The sequence below is a fragment of the Pseudoneobacillus rhizosphaerae genome (genome assembly GCF_917563885.1).
Classification (GTDB): Bacteria; Bacillota; Bacilli; order Bacillales; family Cytobacillaceae; genus Pseudoneobacillus; species Pseudoneobacillus rhizosphaerae.
This window is the reverse complement of record NZ_CAKJTG010000010.1, coordinates 1-16,892: the sequence shown is the minus strand read 5'-3', so window position 1 is coordinate 16,892 and position 16,892 is coordinate 1. Positions and strand designations below refer to the sequence as shown.

The window sequence follows — 16,892 nt, the reverse complement described above, 5'->3', positions numbered from 1 at the left end:
AGGATGAACCCAATTGCGTAAACCAATTATTGCAGGAAACTGGAAAATGCATAAAACCCTTTCCGAAGCAAAAGGCTTTGTAGAGGAAGTAAAAGGCTCCATTCCAACAAATGATCGAGTAGAATCTGTTATATGTGCCCCTGCGCTTTTCTTAGAGCGTCTTGTTGAAGTGGCAGCTGGTTCAGATGTGAAAATCGGTGCACAAAACATGCACTTTGAAGAAACAGGAGCTTTTACTGGTGAAATCAGTCCAGTGGCCCTAACAGATATTGGTGTCCAATATGTAATTTTAGGACATTCTGAACGCCGTGAAATGTTTAACGAAACAGATGAAGCTGTGAATAAAAAAACATTAAAAGCCTTCGAATATAACTTAGTTCCAATTGTTTGCTGTGGTGAAACACTTGAGCAGCGTGAAGCTGGCCAAACGAACGAACTTGTTGGTAACCAAATCAAGATCGCTTTAACTGGACTTACAACTGAGCAAGCAAAAGAAACCGTAATAGCCTATGAACCAATTTGGGCAATCGGAACAGGGAAATCTTCATCTGCAGCAGACGCGAACGAAGTATGTGCATACATTCGTCAAGTTGTGGCAGAGCAATTTTCACAAGAAGTGGCTGAGGCAATCAGAATTCAATATGGCGGCAGCGTAAAGCCTACGAATATCGCTGAATATATGGCGCAACCAGATATTGACGGAGCCCTTGTTGGTGGTGCGAGCTTGGAAGCGCAAAGCTTCCTTCAATTATTGGAGGAAGGTTCAAAATGAGTAAAAAATCACCAGTAGCTTTAATCATCCTAGACGGATTTGCTTGCCGAAATGTGCGAGAAGGTAATGCCGTCGCTCAAGCAAACAAACCGAATTTTGACCGTTACTGGAACTCGTTTCCCCATGCACAGCTAGTTGCCTCTGGGGAAGCGGTTGGACTTCCAGAAGGTCAAATGGGCAATTCAGAGGTTGGCCATTTAAATATTGGCGCTGGCCGAATTGTGTATCAAAGTTTAACACGCGTAAATGTGGCGATTCGTGAAGGTGAATTTGAGCGAAATGAAACGATTTGTGCTGCGATGGACCATGTGAAAAAGAATGGAACAAACCTTCACTTATTCGGTCTATTATCTGACGGCGGAGTTCATAGTCATATTCAACATATGTTTGCTCTTTTAAAGCTAGCAAAAGAGGAAGGCGTCGAAAAGGTGTATGTTCATGCTTTCCTAGACGGACGTGATGTAGGTCCTACAACAGCTGAATCATATATTGAGCAAACTTTGGAGAAAATGAAGGAGTATGGCGTAGGAGAATTTGCGACGATCTCTGGGCGCTATTACTCAATGGACCGCGATAAGCGTTGGGAGCGAGTAGAGAAATCCTATCGTTCAATGGTGTATGGCGAGGGTCCTACATATACAGAACCATTGGAAGTTGTTAAAGATTCCTATGCAAACGGAATCCATGATGAATTCGTCTTGCCATCTGTGTTGGTAAAAGAAAACGGAGAACCAGTTGCGACCATTAGCGAGAATGATGGCGTTATTTTCTACAATTTCCGACCAGACCGTGCGATTCAAATCTCCAACACCTTTACAAATGAAGACTTCCGTTCCTTTGATCGCGGAGAGAAGCATCCGAAGAAATTACATTTCGTTTGCTTAACTCACTTTAGTGAATCAGTGAATGGATATGTTGCGTTTAAGCCAACAAACCTTGATAATACACTTGGAGAAGTGTTGGCACAGAACAATTTAACACAGCTAAGAATTGCTGAAACTGAAAAATACCCACATGTCACCTTTTTTATGAGTGGTGGACGTGAAGCTGAATTCCCTGGTGAAGAAAGAATTCTCATCAACTCACCTAAAGTCGCTACATACGATTTACAGCCAGAAATGAGTGCATATGAAGTAACCGATGCCCTTGTAAAGGAAATCAAAGCGGATAAGTTTGATGCGATTATTTTAAATTACGCAAACCCAGATATGGTCGGACATTCAGGTATGCTTGAACCAACGATTAAGGCCATTGAAACCGTGGACGAGTGCCTTGGACGTGTGGTGGACTTAATTAATTCAAAGGGTGGTACAGTTATTATTACGGCCGATCATGGGAATGCTGATGAAGTGGTAACGCTAGACGGTAATCCGATGACAGCACACACAACTAACCCAGTTCCAGTTATTGTTACAAAAGAGGGAGTAACTCTACGTACAGATGGTAAACTTGGAGACTTAGCGCCAACTGTGTTAGATTTATTAAGTGTAGAGAAACCTGTGGAAATGACAGGAACTTCATTAATTAAGAAATAACCATTTTATAAAAAATAACCCACAGATTAAAAGGAGAGATTTTTCATGCCATTTATCGTAGACGTATATGCACGCGAAGTATTAGATTCACGCGGAAATCCAACTATTGAAGTAGAAGTATTTACAGAGTCAGGTGCTTTTGGCCGTGCAATGGTACCAAGTGGAGCATCTACTGGAGAATACGAAGCAGTTGAGCTTCGTGATGGTGACAAGGACCGTTACTTAGGTAAAGGTGTTCTAAAAGCGGTTGACAATGTAAATGAAATTATTGCTCCGTATCTAGCTAACGAAGAATTCAGCGTATTAGATCAAGTTGCTTTAGACAATGCTTTAATTGAACTGGATGGAACAGATAATAAAGGAAAACTAGGAGCAAACGCAATCCTTGGTGTTTCAATGGCTGCTGCTCATGCTGCTGCTAATTATCTTGATGTACCTTTATACCAATACCTTGGTGGATTTAACTCCAAACAACTTCCAGTACCAATGATGAACATCGTTAACGGTGGGGCACATGCAGATAACAACGTTGATATTCAAGAATTCATGGTAATGCCTGTTGGTGCTGAAAGCTTTAAAGAAGCACTACGTATGGGTACAGAAATTTTCCATAGCTTAAAATCAGTACTAAAAGCAAAAGGTTTAAATACAGCTGTTGGTGACGAAGGTGGATTTGCTCCTAACCTTGGATCAAACGAAGAAGCTCTTTCAACGATTATCGAAGCAATCGAAAAAGCAGGCTACAAGCCAGGTGAGCAAATTATGTTAGCAATGGATTGTGCTGCTTCTGAAATCTACAACAAAGAAGATGGCAAATACCATTTAGCTGGTGAAGGTGTAGTGAAAACTTCAGAAGAAATGGTTGCTTGGTACGAAGAGCTTGTTTCTAAATACCCAATCATCTCTATCGAAGACGGCTTAGACGAAAACGACTGGGCTGGACATAAGCTATTAACAGATCGTCTTGGTAAAAAAGTTCAATTAGTTGGTGACGATTTATTCGTTACAAACACATCTAAACTGTCTCAAGGTATTGAGCAAGGTGTAGGAAACTCTATCTTAATTAAAGTAAACCAAATCGGTACACTAACAGAAACATTTGATGCCATTGAAATGGCGAAGCGTGCAGGCTACACAGCTGTTATCTCTCACCGTTCAGGTGAAACAGAAGACAACACAATCGCTGACATTGCGGTAGCTACAAACGCTGGTCAAATCAAAACAGGTGCTCCTTCTCGTACGGACCGTGTGGCAAAATACAACCAATTACTTCGTATCGAAGATCAATTAGGTGAAATGGCACAATACCATGGCCGTAAATCTTTTTACAACCTAAACAATAAGTAAACTATATAAAGGAGGGGGCTGTTTTTTATGCTCCCTCTTTTGTCTTATATCCGTATTTGAAACTATCCAGTATTTTGAAGGGCACCAGCTATTGTCCATTTCGAAAATTTGTGATAAATTAGTAATATTGCAAAATGTACGTTTTTCAGGAGGTGGCTTGCATGCACGCACTATTTGTTACATTATTAGTTATCGTATCTATCGCTCTTATTCTTGTCGTACTACTACAATCTGGAAAAAGCGCTGGACTATCTGGAGCAATTTCTGGTGGAGCAGAACAATTATTTGGTAAACAAAAGGCAAGAGGGATTGATTTATACCTACACCGTACTACCATTGTTCTTTCAGTATTATTCTTCATCTTAACGGTACTAGTGACTTACTTTAAACTTTAATAACCAAAATTAAACTGCCTTACTTTGTAGGGTGGTTTTTTATTTTATTATTTTTTAATTGGACAAAATGTTTAGTTATTATTAACGTATTGTCCGATAGAGGGCTTCTATTGGACAAAAAGGTTAAGAAACCAGTCGAACTGTCCGATAGAGGGCTTCTATTGGACAAAAAGGTTAAGAAACCAGTCGAACTGTCCGATAGAGGGCTTCTATTGGACAAAAAGGTTAAGAAACCCAATCGAACTGTCCGATAGACTCCGCCTATTAGACAACAAATCCCCTATTTATCCAATAGGAAGCATCTAAATCAAAAATAAAGGGTTTTCATTACAGCCACCAAAAAATTTGCCATAAAAAACTTCAACCATACTCTAATATTGGACTTATTCCCGTACAGTTTGTTAAAACTAATTAGTAGGAAAAAATTCTAATACATAAACTAACGTGTTATTTATAAAAGGAGCCTATCAAGAATGAAAATCGCTTTACCAAAACCATTTACCTTTGCAGGAGGCAAGCGAGCCATCCTCCTCTTGCACGGATTTACAGGGAATTCCTCTGATGTTCGGATGATAGGTCGCTATCTAGAGGCTAGAGGGTATACATGCCATGCGCCACACTATAAAGGACACGGCGTCCCACCTGAGGACCTTGTCCATACAGGTCCAGAGGATTGGTGGCAGGATGTCCTACAAGGATATCAACATTTAAAAGACTTAGGACACAATGAAATTGCCGTCTGCGGATTGTCCCTTGGCGGGGTATTTTCGTTAAAATTAGGTTACACTTTACCTATAAAGGGAATTATTCCTATGTGCGCTCCGATGCATATCAAAAGTGAAGAATTGATGTATAAAGGAATACTAGACTATGCTCGCGAATATAAAAGACGAGAAGGAAAATCAGAAGAGCAAATCGAACAAGAAATGAACGATTTTGAAAAAACACCAATGAGTACTTTGAGAGCCTTGCAGGGACTTATACAAGAGGTACGTAAAAATGTCGATATGATTTACGCGCCCACTTTTGTCGTTCAAGCTAGACATGATGCAATGATTAACACAGAAAGTGCCAACATCATATATAACGAAATCGAATCACCGCAGAAATCCATTAAATGGTACGAGGAATCTGGTCATGTGATCACATTAGATAAAGAAAAAGAACAATTACATGAAGATATTTATCAGTTTTTAGAAAAACTAGATTGGGCAGAATAAGAGTATCAAAATTATAAAAGGAGGTTTGCAAATGAGTGAAGTAATACAAAATCACATAGATCGACTATTGCGACATATGAAAGATGAAGCCTATAAGCCACTCACCGTACAGGAGCTAGAGCAGGCTTTTGGAATAGAGGATTCAGCTGACTTTAAAGATTTCGTTAAAGCCCTTGTTATTATGGAAGAAAAGGGGCTAGTTGTTCGAACACGGAGTAATCGTTATGGTTTACCTGAAAAAATGAATCTGATACGAGGAAAGCTAACAGGTCATGCCAAAGGATTTGCTTTCGTTATTCCCGATGAACCAGGAATGGATGATATTTTCATTCCACCAAATGAAACCAATCAGGCAATGCATGGAGACACGGTATTAGCGAGAATTACATCCGAAACGTCCGGGCAAAGACGTGAAGGCTCGGTTGTCCGTATTTTAGAAAGAGGAATACAACGTATTGTAGGTACATATGTCGAAAGTAAAAACTTTGGATTCGTACTTCCTGATGATAAAAAATTTGCCAGTGATATTTTTATCCCAAAAGCAGCTTCGAAAGGTGCAGTAGAAGGACATAAGGTTGTTGTGCATCTAACCGGCTATCCAGAAGGCCGAAAAAGTGCAGAAGGAGAAATTACCGAAATTTTGGGTCATAAAAATGATCCTGGTGTCGATATCCTTTCCATTATCCATAAGCATGGATTGCCAGGTCCGTTCCCGGATGATGCCATTCAACATGCCAATGAAACTCCTGACGAAATCGATCCGAGCGAATTACATAACCGTCGTGACCTTCGGGATGAAGTGATTGTAACAATCGACGGTGCAGATGCAAAGGATTTAGATGACGCCGTAACCGTCCAGAAATTAGAAAATGGTAACTATAAGCTTGGCGTACATATTGCTGATGTATCATACTATGTTACTGAGGAGTCACCGATTGACCGCGAAGCAGCAGAGCGTGCAACAAGTGTTTATTTAGTAGACCGTGTAATCCCAATGATTCCTCATCGATTATCGAATGGTATTTGTTCCTTAAATCCAAAAGTTGACCGTTTGACTTTATCGTGCCATATGGAAATTTCGGATACTGGGGAAGTCGTCTCGCATGAAATTTTCCAAAGTGTCATCAAAACGACGGAAAGAATGACCTACGGAGATGTGAATAAAATCCTTGTCGATAAGGATGAAGAAGTTATAGAGCGTTATGAAACATTAGTTCCGATGTTTCAGATGATGGAGCAACTAGCGGCCATTTTAAGAGAAAAACGGATGAACCGTGGTGCTATTGATTTTGATTTTAAAGAATCTAAGGTGTTAGTGGATGAAGACAGCAAACCAACTGATGTTGTGTTGCGCGAGAGATCTGTCGCAGAAAAATTAATTGAAGAGTTCATGCTTGCAGCCAATGAAACAATTGCGGAGCATTTCCATTGGTTAGATGTTCCATTCATTTATCGTATCCATGAAGATCCGAAAGAAGAAAAACTACAAAAATTCTTCGAGTTTATTACGAATTTTGGATATCTTGTTAGAGGGACCGCAAATGATGTTCATCCACGTGCTCTTCAACAAATTATCGAAGCGGTTCAAGGCAAGCCTGAAGAGATGGTTGTTTCTACCGTTATGTTACGTTCGATGCAGCAAGCAAAATATGATGATAAGAGCCTCGGTCACTTCGGATTATCAACCGAGTTCTATACTCATTTTACGTCACCGATTCGTCGATATCCTGATTTAATTGTTCATCGCTTGATCAGAACATATTTAATAGAAGGCAAGCTTGATGAGACAACGAGAGCTAAATGGGATGCACGTCTTCCTGAAATTGCTCATCATTCGTCGAAAATGGAACGCCGAGCCGTTGATGCAGAGCGTGAAACAGATGAATTGAAAAAAGCAGAGTACATGCAAGATAAAATTGGTGAAGAGTATGATGGAATTATCAGTTCTGTGACTAACTTCGGTATGTTTGTTGAGCTTCCAAATACAATCGAAGGACTCGTTCACGTAAGCTATTTAACTGATGACTACTATCGCTTTGATGAGCGCCATTTTGCGATGATTGGTGAGCGGACAGGTAATGTTTTTAGAATTGGTGATGAAATTACGGTTCGTGTAATCAATGTTAATAAAGAAGAAAGATCGATTGACTTTGAAGTTGTCGGCATGAAAGGAACTCGTCGAGAACGAAGTGATACAAAGAAAATCTTTAGAACTAGTGGTGGCCAAGGCCAAGGTCAAGGTGGCGGTCGTAATGGATCTCGAGCTGGTGGTGGCCAAGGTCGTAGAGGAGAAGGTCGTCCTTCCAGTGCAGGTGGTGGTCAAGGCAGTCGAAGAGGCGATGTTCGTAAGTCAGGCTCTGCTTCAGGTTCAGGTGGTCAAAGCCGAGGTCAAGGCGGCTCTAGTGGGCAAGGAAGTTCAGGAAGTGCTGGTGGCGCAAGCGGAGAAGGTAATAAAGCTAGAAAAAAACGGAAGTACTTTGAAAATGCTCCAAATGCAAAGCGAAAGCCGAAAAAACGTAAATAGAAATTCGAAAGAGGGCTGGTTCACGAAAAATGAATCAGCTCTCTTTCATAGTTGTCTTTATTTTGGTAAAATGAAGCAATAAACAGTTTGAAAGGGGGAGAAACAAATGCCAAAAGGTGAAGGGAAACAAGTAGCCCAAAACAAAAAAGCCTATCATGATTTTTTTATCGAAGAAACGTATGAAGCAGGTATTGTGCTACAAGGAACTGAAATTAAGTCTATTCGAGCAGGTAAAGTCAATTTAAAGGATTCCTATGCTAGAATTCAAAATGGTGAAGCTTGGTTGTACAGTATGCACGTAAGCCCATACGAGCAAGGCAATCGTCATAATCATGATCCATTACGTCCAAGAAAGCTGTTGCTTCATAAGCGTGAAATCAATAAGCTTTTGGGAGAAACAAAGGAAGTAGGATATGCACTTGTTCCGGTGAAGCTATATTTAAAAAATGGATTTTGTAAGGTGTTACTAGGACTTGCAAAAGGTAAAAAGAATTATGATAAGCGTGAGGACTTAAAGAAGAAGGAAGCAAAACGTGAGATTGAAAGAGTGTTCCGCGACCGACAAAAACAATAATCATAAACTGGAAAATACTTTACAGTAACTTACAATTGAAATTGCTCTACTCTATGTTATAATAAATTATGTCGCAGGGAAACGAAATACAACTTATGCGACAGCAACTTTAGCTCAAACTTACAAATGAGCTTCCGAAAACGTCAGGCTTGAAATATAGCTAGACCCTTCTAATATGGGGACGCTACGGATTCGACAGGGGTAGTTCGAGCTTGGGTGGCGAGTCGAGGGGATCGGCCTCGTTAAAACGTCAACGCCTATAACTGGCAAAACTAACAACAACTTAGCTTTCGCAGCTTAATACTGCATAGCTGTTCGCCCCTCCATCGCCTATGTGGTAGGGTAGCGGACTCACTCTAAGTAGGCTACGCCGGAGTCCACCGCCTGAGGACGAAGGAAGAGAACAACCAGGCTAGCTGGCCGGGCGCCTGTCGATAGGCAGATGGATTTAGCGAAACGCGAATATGTCGACTACACTCGTAGAAGCTTAAGTGCCGATATCTTTGGACGTGGGTTCGACTCCCACCGTCTCCACCAAATACATATTTGGTGGTTTTTTATTTGTTTTGTGACGTAAGCATAAGTTTTCCGTTGGGAAAGCTTATGCTTTATTTTATTTTATTATATTTTACGATAATTTTATGCTTTATTATTATTCCAAAAAGTACCGCAAAATAGAAAAAGGCAATCATGTTTAATGATCACCCTGTTTTCATTCTTGCGATCGTTCGTCAAATAAACAACTTCTCTTTGATTACTATTTATTAACCTGCTAGTTTAGTGGAATAAACAAAAAAGCCGTCGAAGCAGCCTATTCCTCGATTAATGCTACCCGTTAGCCTCCATGAAGTGCAGAAAGATTGCTGGAGAGATATTCATTCAAGTATTATCTAGGTTGTGGGTTAGCTCCTGTAAGATGAGCATCAAACATATCAATTATTTCAAGGAATCTATCAGCTTCTCGGAAAACATGGTCTGCTAAAAGGGGATGAATAATGCTCTTTATTTTACATTGCTCAATTAAATCACGTGCTGTTTTCTTAAAATCCCTAAGAGATGAGACCGACACCCGATTTTGATCGAGAAATTGATCTAAAAGAGGAACTGTTTGAGATTGTGGCTTCATAGATTCTAAGTCCCTTGCTTGAAAAAGCAATTGATCAAAATCATTGCTGAAATTCTGTGCTACATCAACTAGTTTCCTTTCTGACGGATCAAGGAGATGGCCAATAAATTTGGCATGGTCTGCCATAATCCTTAAAAAGAAGACATTTTCTTTAATAATGGCATCTGGAAGCGGTTGTAATTTTCCTTGATTTAATTCAATAAGTCTTTTTCTAAAATAATTTGCTTCCCTACTTGTATGGTCAACTAATAGTGGGAAATTATTTGCCCCCGGCAATTTACATGTGAGAATTAGTCCTAATACTTTCCGTTTAAAAGCGAAAATGTTGGTTGCAGCTTGCTGTACTTCTGAATTAAATTTTCTTATTTGCTCTGGGTCAGTTTGATTATTAAAGGAATGTGCAATTTGTTCGATGTGTTCAAATAATCGATAAAATTGATTAGCCTCTTGAATTAGTTGAGTATCTTCTGCTCTAAAACCCAATCGAAGAAATAAAGAATGTTCTTTCATGATCCTAGCCCAAAAACGAATTTCATTTAAAGAGCGCTCAACAAACATTCCAGATGTAACACCGGTATCAGCATGCAAAGATATTTCATCCCCGTTCATTCTATAACCTCCTCGAAATACTGCTTTCGTTCTAATCATATTTATATGGTCATATAAATATTCCTTAAAGCAATAGTTCCGTTTTACTATTGGAAATTATGAAATAAACGAATCTGATTCCACTTGAATTTCTAGATCAATTTTTTGTATTACCACTTTCAGATATCTTAGCAATATTTGTATTGTTATCAATGTTTTTAATTCCATTCTCATTTTCTATTTGATACGAAAGGTATGCCGAAGGAAAGGGCATTGAACTTGCAGATAGACTTGCTTCTTTAGATATATCGATTGCAACATCTGTTCCTATCGGTAGGGGTGTTATGCCAATCCCGTTGCTTCAAAAGCAAGGTGTTAATGTTTTGCTTGGAAATGATAGTATTACCGATCATTGGTCACCATTTGGGGTTGGCGATATTCTGCAGAAGGCTCATCTCGCAGCACAATTATATAACTGGAGCAATGAGTATAATTTGTCTAGGGCACTATCACTGGCTACTGGCGGAATTACGCCATTAGATGAATTCGGAAAGCAAATTTGGCCAAAGGTTGGAGACGTTGCAACAGCTGTCCTCGTTCCGGCTAGCTGTTCAGCAGAAGCTGTAGCCCGCTTACCAAAGCGAACTGCAGTCCTTCATAAAGGCAATTTGTCTTGGGGATCTTTAGAAAGAAGTGATGCCTAAGTATAGGTGGAATTTTTTGTCATATATATTTAGATTCTTACTTTTTTTATTTGAAAAACTGATTGCGAATGCACTTCTAATATAATTAAATAATTTAATGGTCAAAAATATACATGTAATTATTCATATTTACAAACATTAATGGTTCTTGAACAATTTATTGATCATTAAATCAAAGAGGAGTAACTTATGTGCAGAAACATTAGAACATTATTTAATTTTGATCCACCAGCTACCGATGAGGAAATTCATGCTGCTTCTCTACAGTACGTTAAAAAGATAACAGGTTTTAACAAGCCTTCAAGGGTTAACGAAGAGGCATTTAATCGAGCAATCAAGGAAATTGCAATGATTTCTAGAAATTTATTGGACGCAATGGATACTAGTGCCGAGCCTCGTAATCGTGAGGTTGAAGCTGAACGTGCGCGAACCAGATCAGCTAAAAGGTTTGGATCAAATATGGAGGATGATAAATTATGAAAGTTGAAAAAATGGCGATCAAAAGTAGGCGCATACACTGTATCCAGGTCTCAATTACGTTTGTCTCGCAAAATATTTGTATATATAACTATATTAGTTTTTAAGCCTATGTAACCAATATGTTTAGGAGTGACTACAATTGCGAGACTTGAAAATTTACCCCAATTGTCCATTTGTTACCAGAGTAGTAGAGGTTGGCGGACTTACGAAATCGCAGCTTATCCAGCAATTACAACAATATTCTATCTTGATTAATGAGTATGCAGAGAGGCTATTAGCTGATGATAAATTTACGACCTCTGATACTAAATACAGTATTCAGACCGTGGAATTAACAGTTGGAGACCTTGGTTTTCCTGACGGAGCTACGACCGACCAAATTTTTAATAGAGCGAGAGAAATTGGTTTGGAATTGTGTCCGATTGAACTGGGACCTTATCTAAGAATGGAGTATTTGGATCAGCCTGAAGGTTATTCTGGGGATCCTTTACAGCGACATCAGGCTCCTTCAGGATCTATCACTATAGCGTCTGAGATACTAACTGAAGACGATGATTTTCCTAAAGGCTTTTATCTTAGATGCATTAACGGCGAGTTGTGGCTGCGTGGATACCGTGCTGATCATTTGCACGTTTGGAATCCAGATGATCATTTTATTTTTTGTAAATTATTTAATGGGCGCTATCCTTGAACAAGGATAACGCTCATTTTTCATTAAAGAACCCGGATTATGAAAGAAGTAATCCTTTTAACCCATAAACCTATATAAATTATTAATGTAGGTAATTTTTCAGAAGACTATTGATTGAGTGATTTAATTCATTTATGTTAGGATTTTCTACTTTCGTATCGTTAATTAGATATTTCCTTTTTAGTTGAATAATTCTTTCTATACTTTCATTTAATCTTTGTTCGGAAATTCCCCCATTTTCAACAGCATTTATTAAAGAGGAGATAATTTTTACAACATTATTATAGTCATGTCCTACTAAGATTATATCGCTTCCTGCCTTTACTGATTCTACCGCTGCTTTGCCAATATCAAAATGTTCTGTTATGGCTCCCATCGTCATATCATCCGTTATGATTACTCCCTTGAAACTTAGTTGTTTTCTAAGAAGATCCGCCATGACAGCTTTTGACATGGATGCTGGATTGGTTTTATCCAATTCAGACAATAAGATATGGGCGACCATTACCACATCTGCTCCATGATTAATCGCACGTTCAAACGGAATTAACTCTAGTTCTTGAAGTTCCCTAAGGCTTTTATTGACAATTGGGAGTTCCAGATGGGAATCAATCGATGTATCTCCATGTCCAGGAAAATGCTTAATGGTAGGGATGACGTTTTGAGACTGAATCCCTTTCATCGTTTGAATTCCAAGTGTACTTACTATTTCCGAATTGTTCCCAAATGATCGATCCCCGATAATTGGGTTATTTGGATTGCTGTTAATATCAAGAACTGGTGCAAAATCGAGATTTAAACCAAATTCTTTTAATTCATGACCTAAAAGTGTCCCGACTTTATAAGAAAACGCAGGACTATTTACTTTTCCAATCTGATTATTTGGAGGGAAGTTAACAAGACCTCCTGGTAATCTTGTTACTCTTCCTCCTTCTTGGTCAATGCCTAAAAAAAGCGGTAGATTCGAACTATTTCCAGCCTTTAGTTGATTTACAAGTTGAACGGCTTGTTCAGGGGTTTCAAAATTATTTTTGTAAAAAATAATTCCTCCCACATGGAATTGGCTTATTAATTTTTTTGCGTTTGTATCCATTGTGGTCCCGGAAATCCCAGCAAGAATCATCTGCCCAATTTTATCTTCTAAACTCATTTTAGAAATTACTTCTGAAATGGTTTGGTTTTCTTGTTGATTTGGTGTTTTTTTAACCTGTGTATAGAGGGAGATATGGTCAACTTTAGGATTGGGTTCCTGCTCTGTCTTTACTGGTAAAACCCATAATAAATCAGTAAAATTGGTTGCATGATAGACGAGTATCATTTGGTCATGAGTTGAATCTTCATAGTATCGAATGGCATCGGGCTCTCCACCAATATTTTTAATTTCATCTAATGAAATATTTTGTAATTCAGAGTCGTAAGAGCGTATATCATTTACAGTGTGATCTGTATAGCCGATTGTAGAATGATGACTCTCGTATTCCTCATACCTGCCTTTAGCAGTTTCCGAAATATGATCTGATTTTCCCCACTCTTTGTTTACTTCATTCCACTCTGTTATACCGGACACAAAGGGAATGTTCGGAACTTTACCTTCCTTAGATAAGGAGAATGTTTTTTCTACTATTTTCTGATCATTCTTCGAATCAACTGTATTGTTATCAGAAGGTTTAGTATCGGATGGCTTAGTTATAATTGGGCTTTCTTTAACTGGAGTCTGTTCGTAATCATTTACTTTGATTGCATAATAAATTCCAATGACTAAGGCAACCATTAAAAGTAGAAACGTAAAAATATGTAGCTTATTTTTTTTAGAAGCCCTTTTTCTCTTCAATTTCCAATACCCCTTTCTATCCTTTATATGGTAAGTATAGAGTTTATATTTTACATTTTATTTATCGTAAAGCCAATCAGCTTAAAACAAACATTACGGATGTCATCTACTTTTAGCAACTTTATCCTCTTTGAACAGCAGCCAAATTCCATCTGGACGGATTTTTCCTTATCGTTTATAGTAATGGTACAAATTAAGAAAGGCGTTAAAGATTATGAACAAAACCTTTTACCATTTCCTGATGAAGTATCGTCATCCTGAACCTAAAGACGATATTAGTAGGTTTGCAAACCAGGCTTACTTGGATCATGGCTTTCCAAAAACATCAAAAAAGTATGAAGAAGTTAGCTCATACTTAGAACTCAATGGTTTCTATTTAGATAATATGTCCATTTTCGATGAAGCATGGAGTTTATATGTAAATGACTAAAGTAAATAATTTTAAACATTGCCTCTTTTTATTTGAAAGAGGCTTTTTGTATGTACATATATTAGGTTTCCATTATCATGTTAAAAATCATCGCATATAATATTGTACTTACTTCACGACGAATCATTAGGAGGGTAGAGGCGATGGCTAAAAGAAAAAAACCAAAATTCACAATCGGTGATAAAGTCGTGATTATTGCATACGGTATCGTGGGTGATATTACTGATATTAAATGGATAGATGGTAAGTATATTTATGAAATTAATACGAATGAAGGTTTGTTTATAGAGGAACGGCTTCAATTACTCTCGGAATACGAGGGGGAAGCTGTAGAAAAAGAACATATTGATATTGAATATCAATTTTTCTTCGGAGATATTGTGCAGGTGAAGGGTTATGGTACAGACTTATTCAAAGTAGTTGGCTTCCGAACAGAAATTTGGCGTTATCAAGAGGATTCCTGGGAGGATGTAATTTATGAGTTATCAAGAATTACAGATGCTGAATGGCTTGAAGCCGCCGAGGATGAACTTACCTTAGTTGCTGAAGCAGAAAATGCAGATACTTTCATTCAAAACTTAGGGTATTTATATATGCTGGATAAGGAAAAAAGCACGTTAAAGCTACCTGAACCGAAGCCCTCGCCAAAGGTTGATTTTCACGTAAATGACAAAGACAATGAACAAAACCAAAAAGAAATGATTGATAATTTATTGGATGTTTATAATGATTACAAGCTATTAGCTGAAATGTTTCAAGATCAAGAATACGTAAAAATAAAAAAGGGTATATTGCGTAAGCTCAAGAGGATATTGAGTCACGACGATAGAAGCATATAAAAAATAGGAATGGCAAGAAAAATGATACATTTGAATAATTGGGAAGTAACATTAGTGAAAATCGTAAGAACAACTCCATCTTCCTGATTAATATCATCCTTTAGTTTTTCCATCCAAGTTCCCATTATGATTCCCCTCTCAACACTTTTTAAGTTCCTGTTACTTCAAACATATGCTTGTCCCTTTTCGAATATGCCAGGGTTTTTGCTAATCAAAAAGTAGGTAGCATTAATTAAGATTAGGTATCATACATTTTTTAGAAAGGGAGGCGATTTTTAATGAAAGAAATAGAAGTTTTTATTGATACAGAGGAAATTGCTGAATTTTTCTTTCAGGAGCTTGTCAAAAGAGGTTATGTTCCGACAGAAGAAGAGCTTGAAGAAATCGCTGATATCACCTTTGAATATTTATTAGATAAATGCATTATTGATGAAGAGGTAGATGAAGGCTAAGGGTTAAAATGAATTTTCCACCCACTATTTACGAGAAATAGTGAGTCTTGAGGCTCGCTATTTTTTATTGAACAGAAGTTCAAAGTATCACAACTAATATGAAACTTTTTCATTTTTTTGACGTACATATTTATTAGAAGTCACTATAAAGTAAAGAGAGGGATTATGATGTCATTTTTCAATAAAGTTTTTGCAAGTGTAGGAATCGGTGCAGCAAAAGTTGATACAAAACTTGAAAAAGATACTTTGACAGCTGGCGATCTAGTAAGAGGTGTAGTTGAAATACAAGGTGGAAATGTGGAACAAAAGGTTGATGAGATTTATTTATCGTTACATACTACGTATATTAAAGAATCAGATGATAAAAAATACACGGTTTCAGCCATGATTGACCGTTTCCGTGTTGCAGAGTCCTTCACAATTAGTCCTAATGAAAGAAAGGAACTTCCTTTTTCATTTCAATTGCCATTAGATACGCCTATTTCAATTGGTAGAACGAAGATATGGGTACAAACGGGTCTAGATATAAAAAATGCTGTAGACCCAACAGATAAGGATTATATTAAAGTTGTGCCTAATGCACTAATTTCAGCAGTATTCCAAGCTGTTGAAGATATGGGATTCCGAATGCGGGAAGCAGATTGTCAAGAAGCTTCTTATCGTCTAAGAAAACGTCTCCCTTTTATTCAAGAATTTGAATTTATCCCTACTTCAGGACCTTTCCGTGGGAAATTGGATGAACTCGAACTTGTATTCCAAGCAACATCTAACGATCAAATGGAAGTGTATATGCAAGTCGACCGTAAGGCAAGAGGGTTAGGTGGCTTTTTATCTGAGTCACTAGGTACAGATGAAACAAATGTAAGAGTGTCTGTATCGAAAAGCGACATTCCAAACCTTCGCTCAAAACTTCAAAGTGTCATTGAAAGATATTCATAAGAAAAGCGGAAGCGCCTTGTTATTTTAACTGGTACCCTTTTTGGAGTGCAAAAAGTGAAAAAACAACTCAAGTAGCATGTTAAATCATATGATTTAGCATGCTATTTTTTATTGGTATACGTTTATGACATTTTAATTTGAGAATTAACACGGTTATTTGCAATGCGAATAGCAAAGTGAGAATGAACATTCTCATGATGTTAGTTTATATGCTAAAACGATTGTTAATACATCGTTTAAATTTGATAGGAATGGCATATTTAAACATAAAAATAGGTGCCCCGGGAGAAAGAAGAGTTGTCCATAATTAAGTAACCAGCGAAAGTAAAACATACTAACATTAGTAGTACAGACCAAGGCCATGGTTTGTGCTACTATTTTTTTTATAGTAGAAGTGAAGGAAGGTCAATCCGCTTATTGGACCATGTTAGAGTCCGTATTTAAA

At 37.9% G+C, this 16,892-nt stretch carries 17 protein-coding genes and 1 other RNA gene; 15 read left to right on the top strand and 3 right to left on the bottom strand.

Going from position 1 to position 16,892, the window contains the following annotated elements:
- The first annotated feature begins 13 nt into the window (after nt 1-13).
- The 8 genes from tpiA to ssrA all read left to right on the top strand — a co-directional run bounded on the left by tpiA (nt 14) and on the right by ssrA (nt 8,904).
- Entirely contained in the window at nt 14-772 is a 759-nt protein-coding gene (gene tpiA, locus LRP83_RS10445; RefSeq protein ID WP_230496650.1) for a triose-phosphate isomerase, read from the top strand.
- The gene (gpmI, locus tag LRP83_RS10440; RefSeq protein WP_230496649.1) at nt 769-2,307 is read left to right on the top strand and encodes a 2,3-bisphosphoglycerate-independent phosphoglycerate mutase; all 1,539 of its coding nucleotides are present in this window, start codon (nt 769-771) and stop codon (nt 2,305-2,307) included. Before tpiA ends, gpmI begins: the two co-directional genes overlap by 4 nt.
- A 45-nt stretch (nt 2,308-2,352) precedes the next feature.
- Complete coding sequence (gene eno, locus LRP83_RS10435; protein WP_230496648.1) at nt 2,353-3,654, top strand: phosphopyruvate hydratase; 1,302 nt, start codon at nt 2,353-2,355, stop codon at nt 3,652-3,654.
- A gap of 161 nt (nt 3,655-3,815) precedes the next feature.
- Complete coding sequence (secG, locus tag LRP83_RS10430; protein WP_230496647.1) at nt 3,816-4,049, top strand: preprotein translocase subunit SecG; 234 nt, start codon at nt 3,816-3,818, stop codon at nt 4,047-4,049.
- Nucleotides 4,050-4,522: 473 nt separating this feature from the next.
- On the top strand, nt 4,523-5,269 hold the full coding sequence (locus tag LRP83_RS10425) for an alpha/beta hydrolase (protein WP_230496646.1): 747 nt from the start codon (nt 4,523-4,525) through the stop codon (nt 5,267-5,269).
- Between the two features lie 31 nt (nt 5,270-5,300).
- Complete coding sequence (gene rnr, locus LRP83_RS10420; RefSeq protein ID WP_230496645.1) at nt 5,301-7,793, top strand: ribonuclease R; 2,493 nt, start codon at nt 5,301-5,303, stop codon at nt 7,791-7,793.
- A gap of 106 nt (nt 7,794-7,899) precedes the next feature.
- A complete protein-coding gene (gene smpB, locus LRP83_RS10415) occupies nt 7,900-8,367 on the top strand; it encodes an SsrA-binding protein SmpB (protein WP_230496644.1) in 468 nt (155 codons plus the stop codon).
- Between the two features lie 177 nt (nt 8,368-8,544).
- Nucleotides 8,545-8,904, top strand: a transfer-messenger RNA (tmRNA) gene (gene ssrA / locus LRP83_RS10410).
- A 349-nt stretch (nt 8,905-9,253) separates the two neighbouring features.
- Here the strand turns inward: ssrA and LRP83_RS10405 are convergent.
- Complete coding sequence (locus LRP83_RS10405; protein ID WP_230496643.1) at nt 9,254-10,102, bottom strand: DUF2935 domain-containing protein; 849 nt, start codon at nt 10,100-10,102, stop codon at nt 9,254-9,256.
- A gap of 251 nt (nt 10,103-10,353) precedes the next feature.
- Between LRP83_RS10405 and LRP83_RS10400 the strand changes: the two genes are divergently transcribed.
- From LRP83_RS10400 to LRP83_RS10390, 3 genes are all read left to right on the top strand, one after another.
- Nucleotides 10,354-10,785 (top strand): amidohydrolase family protein, encoded by a 432-nt coding sequence (locus LRP83_RS10400; RefSeq protein WP_354002342.1) that lies wholly within the window; start codon nt 10,354-10,356, stop codon nt 10,783-10,785.
- Nucleotides 10,786-10,974: 189 nt separating this feature from the next.
- The gene (locus LRP83_RS10395) at nt 10,975-11,265 is read left to right on the top strand and encodes a DUF2277 domain-containing protein (protein ID WP_230496641.1); all 291 of its coding nucleotides are present in this window, start codon (nt 10,975-10,977) and stop codon (nt 11,263-11,265) included.
- 148 nt (nt 11,266-11,413) lie between these two features.
- Nucleotides 11,414-11,956 (top strand): helicase, encoded by a 543-nt coding sequence (locus tag LRP83_RS10390; RefSeq protein WP_230496775.1) that lies wholly within the window; start codon nt 11,414-11,416, stop codon nt 11,954-11,956.
- Nucleotides 11,957-12,038: 82 nt separating this feature from the next.
- On the opposite strand, the gene nagZ is transcribed toward LRP83_RS10390, so the two are convergent.
- Complete coding sequence (gene nagZ, locus LRP83_RS10385) at nt 12,039-13,727, bottom strand: beta-N-acetylhexosaminidase (RefSeq protein ID WP_230496774.1); 1,689 nt, start codon at nt 13,725-13,727, stop codon at nt 12,039-12,041.
- 274 nt (nt 13,728-14,001) lie between these two features.
- Here nagZ and LRP83_RS10380 point away from each other — a divergent pair, with 274 nt between their 5' ends.
- Complete coding sequence (locus LRP83_RS10380; RefSeq protein ID WP_230496640.1) at nt 14,002-14,217, top strand: YozE family protein; 216 nt, start codon at nt 14,002-14,004, stop codon at nt 14,215-14,217.
- Nucleotides 14,218-14,360: 143 nt separating this feature from the next.
- Nucleotides 14,361-15,056, top strand: coding sequence for a germination protein YodN (yodN, locus tag LRP83_RS10375; protein WP_230496639.1), 696 nt, complete (start codon nt 14,361-14,363; stop codon nt 15,054-15,056).
- Here yodN and LRP83_RS10370 read toward each other — a convergent pair.
- A complete protein-coding gene (locus tag LRP83_RS10370) occupies nt 15,035-15,181 on the bottom strand; it encodes a hypothetical protein (protein ID WP_230496638.1) in 147 nt (48 codons plus the stop codon). The genes yodN and LRP83_RS10370 overlap by 22 nt on opposite strands.
- A gap of 153 nt (nt 15,182-15,334) precedes the next feature.
- Here LRP83_RS10370 and LRP83_RS10365 point away from each other — a divergent pair, with 153 nt between their 5' ends.
- Both LRP83_RS10365 and LRP83_RS10360 read left to right on the top strand, forming a co-directional pair.
- Entirely contained in the window at nt 15,335-15,508 is a 174-nt protein-coding gene (locus LRP83_RS10365) for a YozD family protein (protein ID WP_230496637.1), read from the top strand.
- Nucleotides 15,509-15,676: 168 nt separating this feature from the next.
- Nucleotides 15,677-16,447, top strand: a complete 771-nt coding sequence (locus LRP83_RS10360; RefSeq protein ID WP_230496773.1) for a sporulation protein — start codon at nt 15,677-15,679, stop codon at nt 16,445-16,447.
- Nucleotides 16,448-16,892: the final 445 nt, after the last annotated feature.

Bases quoted from the DNA above. Each gene is read 5' to 3' on its own strand.
- gpmI (WP_230496649.1), top strand. From the start codon at position 769: ATGAGTAAAAAATCACCAGTAGCTTTAATCATCCTAGACGGATTTGCT.
- eno (WP_230496648.1), top strand. From the start codon at position 2,353: ATGCCATTTATCGTAGACGTATATGCACGCGAAGTATTAGATTCACGC.
- secG (WP_230496647.1), top strand. From the start codon at position 3,816: ATGCACGCACTATTTGTTACATTATTAGTTATCGTATCTATCGCTCTT.
- LRP83_RS10425 (WP_230496646.1), top strand. From the start codon at position 4,523: ATGAAAATCGCTTTACCAAAACCATTTACCTTTGCAGGAGGCAAGCGA.
- rnr (WP_230496645.1), top strand. From the start codon at position 5,301: ATGAGTGAAGTAATACAAAATCACATAGATCGACTATTGCGACATATG.
- smpB (WP_230496644.1), top strand. From the start codon at position 7,900: ATGCCAAAAGGTGAAGGGAAACAAGTAGCCCAAAACAAAAAAGCCTAT.
- LRP83_RS10405 (WP_230496643.1), bottom strand. From the start codon at position 10,102: ATGAACGGGGATGAAATATCTTTGCATGCTGATACCGGTGTTACATCT.
- LRP83_RS10395 (WP_230496641.1), top strand. From the start codon at position 10,975: ATGTGCAGAAACATTAGAACATTATTTAATTTTGATCCACCAGCTACC.
- nagZ (WP_230496774.1), bottom strand. From the start codon at position 13,727: ATGGTTGCCTTAGTCATTGGAATTTATTATGCAATCAAAGTAAATGAT.
- LRP83_RS10380 (WP_230496640.1), top strand. From the start codon at position 14,002: ATGAACAAAACCTTTTACCATTTCCTGATGAAGTATCGTCATCCTGAA.
- yodN (WP_230496639.1), top strand. From the start codon at position 14,361: ATGGCTAAAAGAAAAAAACCAAAATTCACAATCGGTGATAAAGTCGTG.
- LRP83_RS10370 (WP_230496638.1), bottom strand. From the start codon at position 15,181: ATGGGAACTTGGATGGAAAAACTAAAGGATGATATTAATCAGGAAGAT.
- LRP83_RS10365 (WP_230496637.1), top strand. From the start codon at position 15,335: ATGAAAGAAATAGAAGTTTTTATTGATACAGAGGAAATTGCTGAATTT.
- LRP83_RS10360 (WP_230496773.1), top strand. From the start codon at position 15,677: ATGTCATTTTTCAATAAAGTTTTTGCAAGTGTAGGAATCGGTGCAGCA.